Source organism: Aliarcobacter cryaerophilus ATCC 43158 (assembly GCF_003660105.1).
Taxonomy (GTDB): domain Bacteria; phylum Campylobacterota; class Campylobacteria; order Campylobacterales; family Arcobacteraceae; genus Aliarcobacter; species Aliarcobacter cryaerophilus.
Genome location: NZ_CP032823.1, coordinates 1,978,900 through 1,997,669, shown reverse-complemented (window position 1 = coordinate 1,997,669; position 18,770 = coordinate 1,978,900). Strand labels below are relative to the sequence as shown.

At 27.9% G+C, this 18,770-nt stretch carries 18 protein-coding genes; 12 read left to right on the top strand and 6 right to left on the bottom strand.

Translation table 11 applies throughout. From position 1 onward, the window contains the following. Window positions 1-23: 23 nt before the first annotated feature. From ACRYA_RS10130 to yedE, 5 genes are all read right to left on the bottom strand, one after another. Complete coding sequence (locus ACRYA_RS10130; RefSeq protein ID WP_105917009.1) at window positions 24-386, bottom strand: diacylglycerol kinase; 363 nt, start codon at window positions 384-386, stop codon at window positions 24-26. After that, window positions 364-1,068, bottom strand: coding sequence for a phosphatase PAP2 family protein (locus tag ACRYA_RS10125; protein ID WP_105917010.1), 705 nt, complete (start codon window positions 1,066-1,068; stop codon window positions 364-366). Before ACRYA_RS10125 ends, ACRYA_RS10130 begins: the two co-directional genes overlap by 23 nt. Then, window positions 1,046-2,653, bottom strand: coding sequence for a phosphoethanolamine transferase (locus ACRYA_RS10120; RefSeq protein WP_105917011.1), 1,608 nt, complete (start codon window positions 2,651-2,653; stop codon window positions 1,046-1,048). The genes ACRYA_RS10125 and ACRYA_RS10120 overlap by 23 nt, the downstream gene beginning before the upstream one ends. A 108-nt stretch (window positions 2,654-2,761) precedes the next feature. Continuing rightward, window positions 2,762-3,001: a sulfurtransferase-like selenium metabolism protein YedF gene (yedF, locus tag ACRYA_RS10115; protein ID WP_105917012.1), complete on the bottom strand. Its 240-nt coding sequence runs from the start codon at window positions 2,999-3,001 to the stop codon at window positions 2,762-2,764. A 9-nt stretch (window positions 3,002-3,010) separates the two neighbouring features. Continuing rightward, the gene (yedE, locus tag ACRYA_RS10110) at window positions 3,011-4,204 is read right to left on the bottom strand and encodes a selenium metabolism membrane protein YedE/FdhT (RefSeq protein ID WP_105917013.1); all 1,194 of its coding nucleotides are present in this window, start codon (window positions 4,202-4,204) and stop codon (window positions 3,011-3,013) included. A 253-nt stretch (window positions 4,205-4,457) separates the two neighbouring features. Here yedE and typA point away from each other — a divergent pair, with 253 nt between their 5' ends. The 12 genes from typA to ACRYA_RS10050 all read left to right on the top strand — a co-directional run bounded on the left by typA (window position 4,458) and on the right by ACRYA_RS10050 (window position 17,440). Beyond that, window positions 4,458-6,272 carry a translational GTPase TypA gene (typA, locus tag ACRYA_RS10105; RefSeq protein ID WP_105917014.1) on the top strand — a complete coding sequence of 605 codons (1,815 nt, stop codon included), beginning with the start codon at window positions 4,458-4,460 and terminating at the stop codon, window positions 6,270-6,272. 121 nt (window positions 6,273-6,393) lie between these two features. Beyond that, complete coding sequence (locus ACRYA_RS10100) at window positions 6,394-6,852, top strand: RrF2 family transcriptional regulator (RefSeq protein WP_105917015.1); 459 nt, start codon at window positions 6,394-6,396, stop codon at window positions 6,850-6,852. A 350-nt stretch (window positions 6,853-7,202) separates the two neighbouring features. After that, entirely contained in the window at window positions 7,203-8,276 is a 1,074-nt protein-coding gene (locus ACRYA_RS10095) for a sulfate ABC transporter substrate-binding protein (protein ID WP_105917016.1), read from the top strand. A gap of 33 nt (window positions 8,277-8,309) precedes the next feature. Beyond that, window positions 8,310-8,573: a MoaD/ThiS family protein gene (locus ACRYA_RS10090; protein WP_105917017.1), complete on the top strand. Its 264-nt coding sequence runs from the start codon at window positions 8,310-8,312 to the stop codon at window positions 8,571-8,573. A 72-nt stretch (window positions 8,574-8,645) separates the two neighbouring features. Beyond that, complete coding sequence (gene moeB / locus ACRYA_RS10085; RefSeq protein ID WP_105917018.1) at window positions 8,646-9,794, top strand: molybdopterin-synthase adenylyltransferase MoeB; 1,149 nt, start codon at window positions 8,646-8,648, stop codon at window positions 9,792-9,794. Between the two features lie 31 nt (window positions 9,795-9,825). Then, complete coding sequence (locus ACRYA_RS10080; protein ID WP_105917019.1) at window positions 9,826-11,052, top strand: EAL domain-containing protein; 1,227 nt, start codon at window positions 9,826-9,828, stop codon at window positions 11,050-11,052. Window positions 11,053-11,210: 158 nt separating this feature from the next. Beyond that, window positions 11,211-13,472, top strand: coding sequence for a methyl-accepting chemotaxis protein (locus ACRYA_RS10075; protein ID WP_105917020.1), 2,262 nt, complete (start codon window positions 11,211-11,213; stop codon window positions 13,470-13,472). A gap of 166 nt (window positions 13,473-13,638) precedes the next feature. Beyond that, window positions 13,639-14,493: a sulfate ABC transporter permease subunit CysT gene (gene cysT, locus ACRYA_RS10070; RefSeq protein ID WP_105917021.1), complete on the top strand. Its 855-nt coding sequence runs from the start codon at window positions 13,639-13,641 to the stop codon at window positions 14,491-14,493. Beyond that, window positions 14,490-15,350, top strand: a complete 861-nt coding sequence (cysW, locus tag ACRYA_RS10065) for a sulfate ABC transporter permease subunit CysW (RefSeq protein ID WP_105917022.1) — start codon at window positions 14,490-14,492, stop codon at window positions 15,348-15,350. The genes cysT and cysW overlap by 4 nt, the downstream gene beginning before the upstream one ends. A 14-nt stretch (window positions 15,351-15,364) precedes the next feature. Next, window positions 15,365-16,411 (top strand): sulfate/molybdate ABC transporter ATP-binding protein, encoded by a 1,047-nt coding sequence (locus ACRYA_RS10060; protein ID WP_105917023.1) that lies wholly within the window; start codon window positions 15,365-15,367, stop codon window positions 16,409-16,411. Between the two features lie 66 nt (window positions 16,412-16,477). Next, the gene (locus tag ACRYA_RS10055) at window positions 16,478-16,921 is read left to right on the top strand and encodes a hemerythrin family protein (RefSeq protein WP_105917024.1); all 444 of its coding nucleotides are present in this window, start codon (window positions 16,478-16,480) and stop codon (window positions 16,919-16,921) included. A gap of 102 nt (window positions 16,922-17,023) precedes the next feature. After that, complete coding sequence (locus ACRYA_RS10050) at window positions 17,024-17,440, top strand: Hsp20/alpha crystallin family protein (RefSeq protein ID WP_105917025.1); 417 nt, start codon at window positions 17,024-17,026, stop codon at window positions 17,438-17,440. A gap of 11 nt (window positions 17,441-17,451) precedes the next feature. Here the strand turns inward: ACRYA_RS10050 and ACRYA_RS10045 are convergent, their stop codons facing one another. After that, on the bottom strand, window positions 17,452-18,369 hold the full coding sequence (locus tag ACRYA_RS10045) for a metallophosphoesterase (RefSeq protein WP_228199750.1): 918 nt from the start codon (window positions 18,367-18,369) through the stop codon (window positions 17,452-17,454). Between the last annotated feature and the right edge of the window lie 401 nt (window positions 18,370-18,770).

Below are 18,770 nucleotides of genomic sequence, written 5' to 3'. Positions count from 1 at the left end.
ATTATGTTTTTTTACTTGACAATTTATTTACATATATCAAATAATATAATTAACCATGTAATTGCAAAAATAGATATACTAATAAATACAATAGTACTTCCAACATCCTTAGCTCGACCAGCCATAGGATTATGTTCAAGAGTTACTAAATCTACAACTCTTTCTATTGCACTATTTATGGCTTCAGCTAAAATCATTCCCATTAAAGTTATAAATAAAATAGCTTTATTTGTTAAGTTTGTATCAATAAAAATAATTACAGGAATTAGAAGAATTGTTACTATTAGCTCAATTTTAAATGAAGTTTCATTTTTTATTAAGTCAATTAAACCTTTTAATGCATAAGATGTATTTTTAAAAAAGTTATATTTTGGTTGATTTCTCAAAGTTTTCCCTTATTATTAATTTATGAATAATCAAAATTACTAACCAAGCTAATATCATAGTAACTAATGTATGACTTAAAAAGTGGTCACCAATTAATATTTTATATCCGCCAGTTAATACACCTACAGTTACACCAAAAGCTAGAGCAATTTTTTGATTTCTAGGCTTTTTAAATAAAAAATATAGAGCCATCAAAGAAAAACCTATTGTTGCATGACCAGCTGGCCAACATCTTTGTTTTTTTTCTTGAATATAATCTTTTGGATATGATTCAAGAATTTTTACATCAATTGAATCTCCTCCAAATTCTATAATATCTACAGGACAAGGAACATTTGTAACACTTTTTAAAGAAGCTAAAGAAGGAACTAAAATAGTACTCAAGCATACTATTAATAAACCTTTTTTGTATTTTTCTAATATTTTAATTCTTTTAAAAAAAGATAAAATTGTTGCAATGAGAATAATAGATGCAAATATTATAAATAGTTTTTTAAATCCACTATAAAAAATTAAATCTTCTAAATAATTATCTTTTGATAAAATCCAAGATTTTGTTTCAAAATTATAAAAAAGAGATTGAAATTCTATATCAAAATCTGTAAATTGAAACATTGAAATTACAGCCAAAAGTAAAAAGGCTGTAAATATAATTTGTTTAGTCTTCTTTTCTAGCTTCATCTAAAATATCTAACTCTTTTTTATATACTTCTGTTTTTACTTCAAAAAGCCCCAAAAGAGTATCAAATAAATTATCATGTGAGTACTCTTTATCTTTATTTTGTTTTATTTTACTTCTGTCGTATTCATGACCCATTTGTCCATCATCTAACCAAATAAGAGATGCAACTCGTGTTTGTTCTTTTGGAGCTATTGCATAAGGCATACCATGAAGATATATTCCATTTTCTCCAAGACTTTCTCCATGGTCAGATACATACAATAATCCTGCCTCATGAGTTTTTGAATATTTTTTTAAAAAATTTATAGTTTTTGATAAAAAATAATCAGTATATAAAATTGCATTATCATAGGCGTTACTTATCTCTTCTTGCGTACAATTTTCTAGCTGGTTTGTTTTACATACAGGTGTAAATTTTTCAAACTCTTTTGGATATCTTTTATAATATGCAGGACCGTGATTTCCCATTTGATGAAGAACTATTAATATATCTCTACCTTTGTTTTTTTCTACATAATCTTCAAGACCAACCAACATTCCTTCATCTCTACACTCTTCATCACAAACACTATTTGTTTTAGGAGTTTGAAAATCTTCATAATCAACTCTAAGCGCTACTCCTTTTGAATCAGAGTTATTATCTCTCCATAAAATTGCAACATCTTGAGTATTATTTAAGACATCTAAAACATTTTTTGTTGAAGCACCTTTTTTATAACTGTAGTCATCTTTTGGAAAAATAGAGAACATACAAGGAACTGAATGAGCTGTTGAAGTTCCACAAGAAGTCATATTTGTAAAGCTTACAAGATCTTCTTGTTTTAAAAGAGGATTTGTCTCTTTAGAATAACCATTTAATGAAAATCTATCTGCTCTTACAGTCTCTCCAATAACTAAAATAATCAACTCTTTGGGTTCATTCTCTTCTTCAACTACTTTTGAATCCAAACCAATATCTTTAATTTCACTTGGCGCTGTATCTAAAGTTTTATTAACATAATTTCCAATGCTATAGATCCAATAAATAGGATTTATATTATATCTTAGAGGTTTATGTTCTCTAAAAAAAGATGTATAAAATTTTGAAAAACTAAAAATTATTATAAAAATAATAACTAAAGATAATATTATAGTTTTTAATTTTGAAAGCAGTTCACCTTTTAATGATTTATAATTTATTCTAGTTTTATAAACAATATAAGAGGGAATAATTGCTAAAAAAACTATATAAAGAAGTAATCTAAAACTAAATAAATCAAGAGATTCTTTAAAACTTGTTTGTAAACTATTTCTAATCATTTCTGAATCAATAACAACACTATAACTATCCATAAAATATGCTGTAAATGCTGAACTTATAAAAATTGTTATTAGTATAGGTTTTGTTGTATATTTTGAGCTAAATAGAGTTAATAAAACTATAATTAAAAGTGTTAATACAATAGTTATTGATAAAAAAAACAAAATATTTGAGCCTATAAAACCATATGTAAGAATAAGATCTTTAAAGAATTTATAATTATAAAATAGAGTTAAAAATATAGAGCTAATTATTATTACTCTATTTTGAGAAAGTTGTAGCACGCAAAAATTCCTTGTGATAATTTATGAAATAGTATCCTTTAATAATTAATAAATCTATAATAAATTGTCAAGAAATTGTAAATATTTAAAAGTAGCAAGATGCTACTTTTATTTTTGAAGAATATATCTAATAGTTGGACCGTCGCTATCTATTAAAAGTACTTTATATCCATGATTTTTTGCATCAACTGGAATATTGTTTATACTTTGTGGACAATCACTAATTATCTCTAAAATTTCACCAACTTCAAGCTCTTTCATCGCTTCAAGAGTATTAATTGCTGGATATGGACAAGGCTCACCTTGCATGTCTATTCTATAATCTGGAACTATTTGTTTATTTTCCATTTTTTATCCTTATCTATTTCTTGATTTTCTTAAATATTTTTTCTCTAAAACTAAAATTACTATAAAAAATAGTAAAAGTAATCCATAGTTTGCTACAAGTCCGCCATATTGTCCAAAGCTTTCAAGAAGATTGATTTTTGGCCAAGAAGTTGCAAGTGGCTCAGAAATATCATCCCAAACAAATGCAAGTAAAGTTGCACCAATTATATTTCCAACTCCAACAATCCAAAAATGTACCTGTCCTTCAACAGCTCTATACATCCAACCACATTCACAACCACCTGCAATTACTATTCCAAAACCAAAAAGTAATCCACCAATCACAACATTTGGTCCAGTCCAAAAAATCTTTGGAGCAGCTCCCATATTTAAATATGTAAATACACCTAAAGTTGCAACAGCCATTCCTATAATAATTGCAATTGCTAACTCACTTCTACCAGTTGTAAAAATATCTCTAAATGCAGATGTAAAACAGATTTGTGCTTTTGCAATTATAAGTCCAAAGGCTGCTCCAAAAAGCATAGCCATTCCAAGTTTTGTACTATTTGCGAAAAAGATTAAATATAAAGCCCAAAGCATAATTGCTATAAAAACAAATGTTCCAAAAGTAAAGAACTTTTTAACTTTCTCTTCATTATGCTCAAGTGGTTTTGCACAAGATACTTTTTGCATTTTTATTTTTGATTGAAAAAAAGGGCTAAGAGCAACTTTTACTCCAAAATAAACTCCAACCATCATAAATGCTGTAAATACCCAAGCATGAAAACTAAATTGAGGAATTCCTGTAAAAAAACTAGCTAAGTTACAACCCATTCCAAGTCTTGCTCCAAATCCAGCAATTATACCACCAATTAAAGCTTGCCAAACTCTTATATTATTTAAAGGTAATCTAAATTTTACATTATTTCCCCAAAATGCAGCTGCAATACAACCAGCAAACATACCAATAATCATAACACCATCAACTCTTGTAAAGATATTTCCCTCTATACTCATAAGCTTATAATATCCCCAAGAAGATACATCTACGCCAAATAGTTGTAAAAAGTGTCCTCCCCATCTAGTAAATTCACCCGTAACAGCCCAATAAGTTCCTGTAATTCCAAAATAGTAAGCACTTAAAACTCCAAGAGCAATAACTGCTGGAATTGGTGACCAAAATCTTGAAAGGGTTTTCCTTAAGTTAAGTAAAAACTCCATAAAAGTCCTTTGACAATAAAAAAATATTTTTTTGATGACATTCTTGAGATGAAAAAAAAGAGTTTCAAGTTGTCTGTTTGCACCGCAAACCTATATTTTGCGAATATTAACAAAATAAGATTAATTTAATATAAAAAGGTAAAAAAACTTTTACTCAATATTTACTGTTTGCTTAACCATATTTTAAGCTATTATAAGCTTTTAAGTTTTTTTTAGCTACAATCCGCGAAAATTTTACAAAAAAAGAAGAAGTATGAGAGACATTAGAAATATTGCAGTTATTGCACACGTTGACCACGGTAAAACTACGCTAGTAGATCAACTATTAAAACAAAGTGGTACATTTTCAGCTCACCAAAATGTAGATGAAAGAGTTATGGATAGTAATGCTATCGAGAAAGAAAGAGGAATTACAATTCTTTCAAAAAATACAGCTATTGATTATGAAGGTGTAAGAATTAACATTATTGATACTCCAGGACACGCCGATTTTGGTGGAGAAGTTGAGAGGGTTTTAAAAATGGTTGATTCTGTTTTACTTCTTGTAGATGCACAAGAAGGTGTAATGCCACAAACAAAGTTTGTTGTTAAAAAAGCACTATCTTTAGGGCATAGACCAATAGTTGTAGTAAACAAAATAGATAAACCAGCCGCAGAACCTGAAAGAGTTGTTGATGAAGTTTTTGACCTTTTTGCGCAAATGGATGCAACAGAAGAGCAATTAGATTTCCCAGTTATCTATGCAGCGGCTAGAGATGGACTTGCAAGATATGATGCAACAGATGGAAATATGGATTTTAAACCACTATATGACACTATTTTAAAAGAAGTTCCAAAACCTTTAGGAGCTGATGAAAATGGTTTACAGCTTCAAGTATTTACTCTTGATTATGATAATTTTATTGGAAAAATAGGAATTGCTAGAATTTTCAATGGAACAATAAGCCACGGTGAAACAGTAATGTTATGTAAAGCAGATGGTGAGAAATTAAAAGGAAGAGTATCAAAACTTATTGGGTTTAAGGGAATGGAAAGATTCGATATTAAAACAGCTGGTGCTGGTGATATTGTTGCTGTTGCTGGGTTTGAAACAATTGATGTTGGAGATAGCTTATGTGATCCAAATAACCCAATGCCACTTGATCCTATGCATATTGAAGAACCAACTTTGAGTGTAACTTTTTCTGTAAATGATTCTCCTCTTGCAGGAACAGAAGGTAAATTTGTAACTTCAAATAAAATTGATGAAAGATTAAAAGCTGAGATGAATACTAATATTGCTATGAGTTATGAGCAAATTGGTGAAGGTAAATTTAAAGTAAACGGAAGAGGTGAACTTCAAATTACTATTTTAGCTGAGAATATGAGAAGAGAAGGTTTTGAGTTCTGTATTGGAAGACCTGAAGTTATTATTAAAGAAGAAAATGGTGTTAAAATGGAGCCATTTGAGCATCTTGTAATTGATACTCCTGATGAGCATAGTGGAGCTATTATTGAAAAACTAGGAAAAAGAAAAGCTGTTATGACAAATATGGTTCCAATGGGAGAAGGTTCTACAAGATTAGAGTTTGAAATTCCAGCACGTGGACTTATTGGAATTAGAACAGAGTTTTTAACTGAAACTAGAGGAGAGGGTGTTATGAATCACTCATTCTTAGAGTTTAGACCACATAGTGGAACAGTTGAAAGTAGAAAATATGGAGCTTTAGTATCTATGGAAAATGGAGAAGCATTAGCTTACTCAATTTTTAACTTACAAGATAGAGGTGTTATGTTTATAAAACCTCAAGATAAAGTATATGTTGGTATGGTTGTTGGACAACATGCAAAAGATAATGATTTAGATGTTAATCCTATTAAAGGAAAACAACAATCAAATGTAAGATCTTCAGGAGCTGATGAAGCTATTAAACTTATTCCACCAAGAACTATGTCTTTGGAAAATGCTTTAGAGTGGATTGAAGAAGATGAGTCTGTTGAAGTTACTCCAGTTTCTATTCGTGTAAGAAAAAGAGAGCTTGATCCAACAGTTAGAAAACGAACAGCTAAGAAAGAAAAGAATTCATAAAAAGCTAATATGTTATTTAATTTAAAAAAGGAGAGAAGTATATCTTCTCTCCTTTTTTTATTTCTATCTTGACAGAAAAATTAAAATTAATTATAATTTATCAATTAGGTAGGTGATAAATATGAAAGTATCAAAAAAAACGGATTATGCATTAAGAGCTCTATTTGCAATAGCAGAAGCTGATAGTTTAATCTCTATTAGAGAGTTATCAGAGCAGATTGATGTACCACGAAGATTTTTAGAAAACATTATGCTTGAGATGAACAAAGCTGGATGGGTAAAAAGTATTCCTGGAAGATATGGTGGGTATGTTTTGGCAAAAAAATCAGATGAGATAACTATGGGTGAAGTTATACGATATTTTGAAGGTATGATTGCTATGATCTCTTGTGTTTCAGTTTCTAGCTATGAACCATGTAGTCAAGAAGGAAAATGTTATTTTAGAAGGATTTTTTTAAATATTAGAAATTTAACAGCACAAATTTTAGATAAAACTACTATTGCTTCTTGCTTAGGACAAGCTCCTGTTACAAAAGAAGATGTTTTAAAAGAGGAATTTGTTGGTGGTTTGGGTATTTAAAAAAGTCTAAAAAAGAGTTTTTATAATATTTTTTTGTGTTTGATATATTGAAATCTCTTTAATTTTAATATATCTTTTTTAAACTATACTCTATTAAATAACCATTTTATAGATGTTATGAACAAAATTTTAAAAATATTTTAAAAAACTCTTGACAAATATTTTTTTTATTATTATAATTTCACCAGTTTAGTAGGTGATAGATAAATTTCACCTTTATTGAAAGGATAAAAAATGATGTGCGACATGTGTAAAATATATAAATCAAAAAAAAGAAAATAGGTGAGATTTTTTTTAAAATCTTTAATTATCATACATTTAGTGTATATTAAATATAAAAGAGAGATAAAATGATAAAAAATATAAAAAACATAGCGTTAGCATCATTGCTAATATCAACATTAAGTTTTGCGAAAGATTATGATTATAAAGCAGAGGCAGAAAAAAAATCTATAGAGATTTTAAATGTATCGTATGACCCAACAAGAGAGTTTTATGAAGAGTATAACAAGAATTTTGCAAAATATTGGCAAGAAAAAAGTGGACAAAAAGTAACAATAAAGCAGTCACACGGTGGTTCAGGTAAACAAGCACGAGCAGTAATTGATGGATTAAAAGCAGATGTTGTAACTTTAGCACTAGCTTATGATGTTGATGCAATTAGTCAAAAAGCGAATTTATTTCCAAAAGATTGGCAAAAAAAATTAGAGTATAACTCTTCACCTTATACTTCAACTATAGTATTTTTAGTAAGAAAAGGAAATCCAAAAGGAATTAAAGATTGGAATGATTTAATAAAAGATGGCGTTGAAGTTATTACTCCAAATCCAAAAACTTCTGGAGGAGCTAGATGGAACTATCTTGCTGCTTATGCTTATGGGCTAAAACAAGAGTTAGGAACTTTAAACAAAATTGATTTTAATTCTGAAGCTTATAAAAAAGCCAATGAAAAAGCAAAAGAGTATGTTTCAAAACTCCTAAAACATGTTCCAGTTCTTGATTCAGGTGCTAGAGGAGCTACAAATACATTTGTTCAAAGAAAAATTGGAGATGTTTTACTTGCTTGGGAAAATGAGGCCTTTTTAGCAATAAATGAATTAGGCAAAGATGAGTTTGAAATAGTTGTTCCATCTGTTTCAATATTAGCCGAACCACCTGTAACTGTTGTAAATAAGAATGCTGAGCATAAAGGTACTTTAAATGTTTCAAATGAGTATTTAAATTATTTATATTCAAAAGATGGTCAAGAATTAGCAGCAAAACATTATTATAGACCTAGTATCACAAATTTAGTTAGTAAAGAAAAATTAGAAATATTCCCAAAATTAGAACTATTTAAAATAGATGATGTTTTTGAAAGTTGGGAAAATGCACAAAAAACACATTTTAATGATGGTGGAACATTTGATTTAATCTATAAATAGATTATGTCAGATTTCTTAAAAAGGAGTTATAAAATGGCAAAAGTTTATATAACTAGAGAGTTAAAAACATATACAAATGGTAGATTCGAAATTGCTTTGCAAGGTGAAAGTATCAAAGATATTGTAGGAAATCTACTAAAAGAGCATAAAGATTTAGGAAATCATATTTATACAGATGATGGAAAATTAAAGAATTATGTAAATATATATCTTAATGAAGAGAATATAAATAGTTTAGAGAGTTTTGATACAAAAGTTTATGAAGATGACAAGATAATTTTATTTCAAGCATCATAATTTGTGTAGGAAATAAAAGATAATATAAATATCTCTTGTGTTATCCTTGCAGTTGAATTTTAAAGGATAATTATGTCAGAAACTTCAAAACAAGCTAGACTTTCACAAGAAGAGATAAATAGATATAGCAGGCATTTAATACTTCCAGAAGTTGGATTAAAAGGACAACTAAAATTAAAAAACTCAAAGGTTTTAGTTGTGGGAACAGGAGCTTTAGGTTCTCCTGTTCTTTTGTATCTTAGTGCAGCTGGTATTGGAACTATTGGAATAATTGATTTTGATACTCTTGATGAATCAAATTTACAAAGACAGATTATTCACTCAACAAATGAAATAGGAAATCCAAAAGTAAACTCAGCTAAAACTAGAATAAATGCAATAAATCCAAATATTGAAGTACTAGCTTATAATGATAAATTAACAAGTCAAAATGCTTTAGAAATTATAAAAAACTTCGATATTGTTGTAGATGGAACAGATAATTTTCAAACAAGATATTTGATAAATGATGCTTGTGTTTTTTTAAATAAACCTTTTGTTTATGGAGCAATTTTTAGATTTGAAGGGCAATCAACAGTTTTTAATACAGATAAAAATAGCCCTTGTTATAGATGTATTTTTCCAGAACCACCAAAAGCTGGACTTGTTCCATCTTGCTCAGAAGCTGGAGTTTTAGGAGTTTTACCTGGAATTATTGGAACTATTCAAGCAAGTGAAACTATAAAAACAGTTTTAGAAATAGGGGAAACATTAAAAGGAAGATTACTTACTTTAAATGCTTTAAAAATGGATTTTAAAGAGTATAAAATAAAAAAAGATGAAAATTGTAAAGTTTGTGGAGATAATGCAACTATAAAAGAACTCATTGATTATGAAGAGTTTTGTGGATTAAAAGATATTGGAAAAGAGATTGAATTTAAAGAGTTAAGTGGCGAAAATTTAAAAGAGTTAATTGATAAAAAAGAACAAATTTTGTTAATTGATGTTAGAATTAGTACCGATTTTCAAGCTAAAAATATTTATAATTCAAAAAATATACCATTTGAAGATTTGCTAAACAGAGCATATGAGATAGATGAAACAAAAAAAGTTGTATTGATTTGTACAATAGGACTTAAAAGTAAAGAGGCTATTTCAAAATTAAAAAAAGCTGGTTACAAAGGAGAACTTTATAGTTTAAAAGGTGGGATTACATCTTGGATAAATGATAACCAAGATTAAAAATCTCTTTTCATTTTAAAAGGGGCTAAATGTGGTAAATAAAGAGAGTAAAAATGATGAGATTTTACTACCAAATAGAAAATCTTTTTTAGAAGATGTAGAAAATGGCTTTTTTAATAAACTTGTAATATTTGATATAAGTGGTTTTGGAAATATAAATCACTATTATGGGTATGATTTTGGAGAAAAAATATTAAAAATAATCTCTTTTAGGCTTCAAGAGAGATTTGAAAATAGTCAAATGTACTATTTAGGTGGAGATATTTTTGTTGCAACTGCAAGTGAAGATATTTCAAAAGAGAGATTTATTCAAACTATAAAAGCCACTACTTGGCATTTTGGATACTCACCAATTGAACTTGATGGTCATAAAGTATATATTCCCTTAAGAGCTGGAGTTGCTATAAACTATCCAGAACTTCTATTTTGTGCAGAATTTGCACTAAAACAAACAAGAGTCTTAAAACATAATTTAGTAATTTTTGATAGTGAACAACATCAAGTGTGTCACCCTAACTCTTTGTCAATAGAGCAAGATTTATATTGGGAGGCACAAATTATTCAAGCTATAAAAAAAGATAGATTTGAGATTTTCGCACAATCAATTAGTAATCAAAATGATAAAAAATATGAGGTTTTAGTAAGAATGAAAGATACAAAAGGAGAGATAGTATCTCCTTATTTCTTTATAGATAGAGCAAAAAAGATAAATTTATATGGTGAAATAACAAAAAAGGTAGTTCAAAAATCATTTGAATTCTTTGAAGGTAAAAATATAGAATTTAGTATAAATTTATCGATTAGTGATATTTTAGAAAAAGATATTTGTGATTTTTTGATTCAAAAAATATGTGAACATGATGTCGGTTATTTTTTAACTATAGAAATAACAGAAAGCGAAGGTGTTGAAAATATAGAAGAACTAGTATCTTTTATAAAAATAGTTAAAAATTTAGGTGTAAAAATAGCAATTGATGATTTTGGAACAGGTTACTCAAATTTCTCATATTTAGTTAAATTGCAAGCAGATTTTATAAAATTAGATGGTTCTATTATTCAAGATATAAATAAATCTCTTTCAGCTAAAGCAGTTGTTGAAGCAATAGTATTTTTTGCAAAAAAAGTTGGTATAAAAACAGTTGCTGAGTTTGTATCAACAAAAGAGATTTTTAAAACTTGTAAAGAGCTAGAAATTGACTATTTTCAGGGATATTTATTTGATGAGCCTAAAAATATTAAAGATATAAGATTATATTAAACTTAATAATTTCATTTACATAATTATTTTTATAATTATGTAAAATAGTAACAGATTATAATCTTTATAGATATTTATTATAAATAATATTTATATCCATCTTTCAATTATAAATTTTTGGTTATTATAATCTCTTAAATTATAATTTAGGGGATATTATGAATTCAGTAATAAAGAAAGTCTCTTTATTTCAATCTTTAGCAGTAACAATCATTTTAGTTTTTGCAGTTATTAGTATTAGTGTTGTTGTAAAAAACTTTATAACAACAGATGTTAAAAATACATTTCAAGATAGAGTTTTAGATATAAAAGCTACTTTTGAAGTTTTGAATGAATCAATAAAAGAGTCTGCACTTTCAGTTTCAAATGTTCTTTCTACGCAATTAAACAATCTTGAAATTGACCATTCAAATAAAATAGATATAAATGGTTTTAAGACTTCATCTTTAACTTCAAATGGAGTTGTTCTAAATAATAACAACTCTATTATAGATAATTTTACTCAAACAACAGGAGCTGTTGCTACAATATTTATAAAGCAAGATGATGGATTTTTTAGGATTGCAACATCTTTGTATAAAGAAGATGGTTCAAGAGCAATTGGAACATTTTTAGCAAAAGATAGCCAAGCTTTTTCAAAAATCTTAAATAAAGAGAGATATTTAGGAGTTGCTGAGCTTTTTGGAAAAAAATATATGACAGTTTATGAGCCAGTTATTAAAAATAATGAGGTGATTGGAATTTTATTTGTGGCATATAATTTTGATAAGTTATATACAATTTTAGAAGAAAAACTAAAGAGAATTAAGTTTGGAGATAAAGGGTATTTATATATAATTGATTCTAAAACAGAAACTTTAACAATTCATCCAACTTTAAAAAATAAAAAATTAAGTGAGCTTGATAAAAATGTAGCAGATGCTTTAAAGCAAATGCTAGTTTTAAAAGAAGGTGTAATAGATTATGAATTTAATGATGGTAAAGAAGTAATAGATAAATTATCAGCTTTTACAACTTTTGAAGAGTGGAATATTGTTATTGTAACTAGCTCTGATATTGATGATCTACTTGCATTGAATTACACATTAAGACAATACTCTATATTTGGCGGAATAGCACTATTATTTACTTTACTTGGAATAAGTTATTTTATTATCAAAAAAACAGTAAATGAGCCACTTTTGATAATAAATAAAGATTTAGATGAATTTTTCTCTTACTTAAATAGACAAAAAGATAGTATAGATTTTGTACATGTAAATACAAAAGATGAATTTGGAAGAATGTCAAAAGTTTTAAGTGATAATATTGAAAAAACAAGACAAGGCATAGAAGAGGATAGAAAACTTATAAGTGAAACAATTTCTGTTTTAGGAGAGTTTGAACATGGTGATTTATGTCAAAGAATAAATATAGAAGTATCAAATCCAGCATTGTTGCAACTAAAAAATGTTTTAAACCAAATGGCAAATAATTTAGAAAATAATATTGAAAATGTACTTGATATTTTGGAACAATATTCAAAATATAACTATTTGAGCAAAATTCCAACAAAAGATTTAAAAGAACATCTATTAAAACTTGCAAATGGTGTTAATACTTTGGGTGAGTCTATTACAACTATGTTAATAGAGAATAAAAAAAATGGATTAACTCTTGGTGATAGTTCAAATGTTTTACTTGAAAATGTAAATAAATTGAATAGTTCTTCAAATAGTGCAGCAGCAAGTCTTGAAGAGACAGCAGCTGCTATTGAAGAGATTACATCAACTGTTAGAAGTAATAGTGAAAATATTACAAAAATGTCACTATTATCAAATGATGTTACAAAATCTGTAGTTGTTGGTGAGAAATATGCAAATCAAACAACTATTGCTATGGATGAGATAAATACTCAAGTAAATTTAGTAAATGAAGCTATAAGCGTAATTGATAATATTGCATTTCAAACAAATATTTTAAGTCTAAATGCAGCTGTTGAAGCAGCAACTGCTGGAGAAGCTGGAAAAGGGTTTGCAGTTGTTGCTCAAGAGGTGCGAAATCTAGCAAGTAGAAGTTCAGAAGCTGCAAAAGAGATTAAAGATATAGTTGAAAATGCTACAAAAAAAGCAAATGAAGGGAAAGAGATTGCAAATAGTATGATTGAAGGGTATAAAGAGTTAAATTCAAATATTTCTCAAACTATGAGTTTAATTAAAGATATTCAAAACTCTTCAAAAGAACAACTATTGGGAATTGAACAAATTAATGATGTTGTTAATAATCTTGATAGACAAACTCAACAAAATGCACAAATTGCATCACAAACAAACGAAATTGCAAAACTAACAGATAGTATCGCAAAAGTAATTGTAGATGATACAAATAGTAAAGAGTTTTATGGAAAAGATAGTGTAAAAAGTAGAGATATAGGGATTTAATTAAAAAAAAAGTAAAAAGGATAAACAAGCTTTTTCCTTTTTCTTGACAAATAAAAAAGAAATAGTTATAATTCACCAATTTTATAGATGATTAATTTAATCATCTATTTTTTTGTCTAATTTTAACATTCACTAATCTAGTGTATGTTATATAAAAAGGGTTTAAATGAGATTAAATTTTGGAATATTAAAAAGACCAAATTCAACAATTCCTGGTTTTGGTTTGACTATGGGTTATACGGTATTTTATTTAAGTATTATTGTAATCATTCCACTAATTGCACTTTTTACTGAAGCTTTTAGTATGGGATTTGATGCTTTTATAAGTGCTACAACAGATGCAAGAGTAGTTGCTAGTTATAAATTGACTTTTGTTACTTCACTAATAGCAGCAGTTGTAAATACAATTTTTGGAGTAATTGTTGCTTGGTGTTTGGTGCGATATACATTTTTTGGTAAAAGAGTCTTTGATGCAATTGTTGATTTACCTTTTGCACTTCCAACAGCTGTTTCAGGTATTGCACTTACAACACTATATTCAAGTTCTGGTTGGTTTGGGCAAATTTTAGAGCCACTTGGAATTAAAATAGTATTTACACCAATTGGGATTACAATTGCTTTAATATTTATTGGACTTCCTTTTGTTGTAAGAACAGTTCAACCTGCACTTGAAGAGATTCAAATTGAGCAAGAAGAAGCAAGTGCTAGTTTGGGAGCTAGTAGATGGCAAACTTTTTATAAAGTGATACTTCCTACAATTTTTCCAGCAGTTTTAACAGGATTTGCACTATCTTTTGCAAGAGCTTTGGGTGAGTATGGTTCTGTTGTTTTTATAGCTGGAAATATGCCATTTAAAACAGAGATTAGCACACTTTTGATTATTACAAAGCTTGAACAGTATGATTTTGCAGGTGCTACTGCAATTGCAGTTGTGATGCTTTTAATCTCTTTTGTAATGTTACTTTTAATTAATATTTTACAAAGATGGAGTTCAAGAAGAAAAGGAATGGAGGCAATATGAAAACTATAAGTAATTCACAAAGTTCACAAACAGAATCAAGATTTGTAAAGTACTCTTTGATTTTTGTAGCAGTAGCATTTTTATTTTTAATGCTTGTAGTTCCTTTAATTACAATTTTTGCAGAAGCATTTAGAAAAGGTTATGAAGCATATTTTTTAAGTTTTAATGATGAGTATGTATTAAGTGCAATAAAACTTACATTTATAACAGCAGCTATTGCAGTTCCTTTAAATGTTATTTTTGGAATATGTGCATCTTGGGCAATAGCCAAATACTCATTTTTTGGTAAAAGTTTTTTAATTACTTTGATTGATTTACCTTTTGCTGTAAGTCCTGTTATTTCAGGTTTTGTATATATTTTGCTTTTTGGTGCGCAAGGATGGTTTGGGCACTATTTAATAGAAAATGATATTCAAATAATTTTTGCAGTTCCTGGAATTGTACTTGCAACTATATTTGTAACTTTTCCATTTGTGGCACGTGAGCTAATACCTTTAATGCAAGAGATGGGAAATGATGAAGAACAAGCTGCACTTCTATTGGGAGCTAGTGGTTTTCAAACATTTTGGAAAGTTACTTTGCCAAATATAAAGTGGGGCTTACTTTATGGAGTAATTTTATGTAATGCAAGAGCAATGGGAGAGTTTGGGGCTGTTTCTGTAGTTTCAGGTCACATTCAAGGTATTACAAACACAATGCCTCTTCAAGTTGAGATTTTATACAACGAATACAACTTTGTAGCAGCTTTTGCTGTTTCGACACTTTTGGCAATATTGGCACTTTTAACTCTTGTTTTAAAATATATTTTAGAGTGGAAAGTGCAGAGAAAAATTAAAAAACTAGATAATGAAGAATAAAGCAGGAAAAAATAATGAAAATAGAAGTAAAAAATTTAACAAAATATTTTGGAAATTTCACAGCATTGGAAAATATTAATTTAGATATTGTTGAAGGTGAGTTATTAGCACTTTTAGGACCATCAGGAAGTGGGAAAACTACACTTTTAAGAATGATTGCAGGACTAGAAACTGTAGATAGCATAGATAAAGGTGAGATTTTATTTAACAATATTGATGTAGCAAAAAAAGATATTAAAGATAGAGATATTGGATTTGTATTTCAACACTATGCACTGTTTCGTCATATGACTGTATTTGAAAATATTGCTTTTGGACTTAGAGTAAAACCTAAAAAACAAAGACTTAGCAACAAAGAGATTGAAGAGAAAGTTACAAAGCTTTTAAAACTAATCCAACTTGATGGCTTTGCTTCAAGATTTCCTTGGCAGCTTTCTGGTGGTCAGCGTCAAAGAGTTGCCCTTGCAAGAGCATTAGCAGTTGAACCAAAAGTATTATTACTTGATGAACCTTTTGGTGCACTTGATGCAAAGGTGCGAACAGATTTAAGAAGATGGTTAAAAGAGCTTCAAGAGGAGCTTGGAATTACAACAATTTTAGTAACACATGACCAAGAAGAAGCACTTGAAGTTGCAAATAGAATTGTTGTAATAAACAAAGGGAAAATTGAGCAAATTGGATCTCCAGAAGAGGTATTTCATAATCCTAAAAATGAGTTTGTAATAAACTTTTTAGGAAATGTAAATCTATTTCATGCAAGAGAGATAGAAGATGGTGCTAATTCAGAAGATATAACAGATAATAAGTATCTTATTCGTCCTCATGAATTAGAAATTGTTGATATAAATGATAGTGAAGCAATAATTCATGCAAAAGTAAAATACATACAGCTTGCTGGTTCTTTTGTAAAAGTTGAATTAGCATATTTAAATGATGAAAAAAGAGTTGTTTTAGTTGAGATGCCACACTATGAATTTAGTGATAAAAATATAAAAAAAGGTGATATTTTAGGAATTAGAACAAGAAAGCTAAGAACTTTTGAAAATGGAGCGGGGATATAATTGACTATAATCAACATATAATAATTTAAAAATAGATAATATCACAAAAATTTTTTAGGATTTAAAATGTTAATAGATAAAAATAGATTACCTATAGTTGATATGGATTTTATGAATGATACACACTATGAAGATGTTGATCTAATAAATGATCTTTATAAAAATATAGAACTTTATAATCAAGATCGTTCTTTACAAAATTTTGAGAATTTAAAATTAAAATATAAAGAGTGGATTGAACATACAGTAAGCCATTTTGCAACAGAAGAAGAGGAGATGGTAAAAAGAGGTTTTTTTGCTTATCCGTTTCACAAAGGTGAGCATGATGCAAATATTCAAGATATAAGAGCTGTTTGGGATAATTTTGAGAAAAATAGAGATGTATTGGGACTTAAAAATTATATTGAATATGATGTAATAAATTGGCTAATAAATCATATAAAAAGTATGGATACAGTAACTGCAAGATTTTTCAAAACTGGAATGATGGGTGGTTGCGGAATGATGTAAAATAAATTAGCACTCTATCTTGACAAGTGCTAGAAAATTTGATAAAATTTCAGCAGTTTGATAGAACTACTATCAAGCTTAATATTTTAATAGGAGTTCACAATGTTATTAACAAAATTTGACCCATTTAAACAGTTAAAAGAGATAGAAAAAAGTTTATATACACAAGTTGGAAATAGTGAAGGTGTTACAGCTTTTGTACCAACTGTAAATACAAGAGAAGGTGAGTTTGCATATCATGTTGATGTTGATTTGCCAGGTGTAAAAAAAGAAGATATAAAAGTTGATTTAAACAAAGGTATTTTAACTATAAGTGGTGAAAGAAAAACAAAAGAAGAGATAAAACAAGAAGATTACTACAAAATAGAGACATATTTTGGGAAGTTTTCAAGAAGTTTCACTCTTCCAGATAATGTAGATATTGAAAATATAGAAGCAAAAAGTGATAACGGAGTTTTAGAAATAGTTATTCCTAAACTTAAAGATGATGTATCTAAAAAATCAATAGAGATTAAATAAGAGGTAAAAGCTTAGGCTTTTGCCTCTTTTAGATTTAAAATAGTTATCTCACTACTAGCACCAAGTCTCATTGGTGGTCCCCAAAATCCTGTTCCTTTATTTACATATACTTGAGTTGTTTCATTGTGTACATTTAAACCTTTTACATAAGGTTGATCAAGTTTTACTAAGAAATTAAATGGAAAAATCTGACCTCCATGAGTATGCCCACATAAAATTAAATTAATATTCGATGTGCTTGAAAGAGTTTTAATAAATTTTGGTTGATGAGCCAAAAGAACGGTTGGAGAGTTTTTACAATTTTCTAAAGCTTTATTAATATCTGGTTTAAAAAAATCAATTTTATTTCCAAATATATCATAAACTCCAGCTAAATTAAATCCAAGATTTTCATCACCAATATATACAGATTCATTTTCTAAAACTTTAATTCCAAGATTATTTACATAATCAATAATAGGAGTAACTCCGTGAAAATACTCATGATTTCCAACTATAAAAAATGTTCCATATTTTGATTTTATATTTTTTAGTTCATCTAAAGCAGGTTTTGCAAATTCTAATTTAGTATCAACAAGGTCACCAGTTATTACAACAAGGTCACCATCTAAAATATTTACTTTTTTTACTAAATCTTCTATAAATTTTTTATCTATTAATCCACCAATATGAATATCACTTAGTTGTATTATTTTATATTGTTTTTTTAAATTTTTAATTTCTACATCTACAACTTCAAGCTCAATATGTCTTGCATTGTCAACTGCTTTTATATTTGTTGCAAGAATCAGAGAAGTTGCACCAATATCAAAAGTCTTTTTGAAAAAATTTCTTCTTTGTGTTGATATTTTTGATTTTTTGAAAGCTTTTTTAAATCCAATTGAAATGATATCGTGAAAAATAGTGATAATAAATGTTAAAAAAATCACTCCAATTGGTAGGGAAAGGAGAAAATAGAGCCAGTTAGGCACTAGTGGAAAGTATCTAGCCATTGGGTACAATAAAGCACCAAAAAATGTTAAATATAATGCAAAGCCAAAATACTTCCTAGTTTTAAGACTAAAATTTAGTTTATTTATAAATCTTTTTTTTATAGTATAGGTCTGAAGAAAAAATGCTACAAAATAAACTAAAAAGAAAATCATAAAACTCATAAAGGAATTATAGATATTTAGAGTTAATAGTTTTTAAATAGATAATTAATAGTTTGTATCTTTTGATGAATTATCTAAGTATTCATTCAATTTTAACTTTTACTTTAAACATTTATTTTAATTCAAGTTGTTTTACAACATCTTAAAGACTTAATATTTAAGATTTTCCAGCTTTT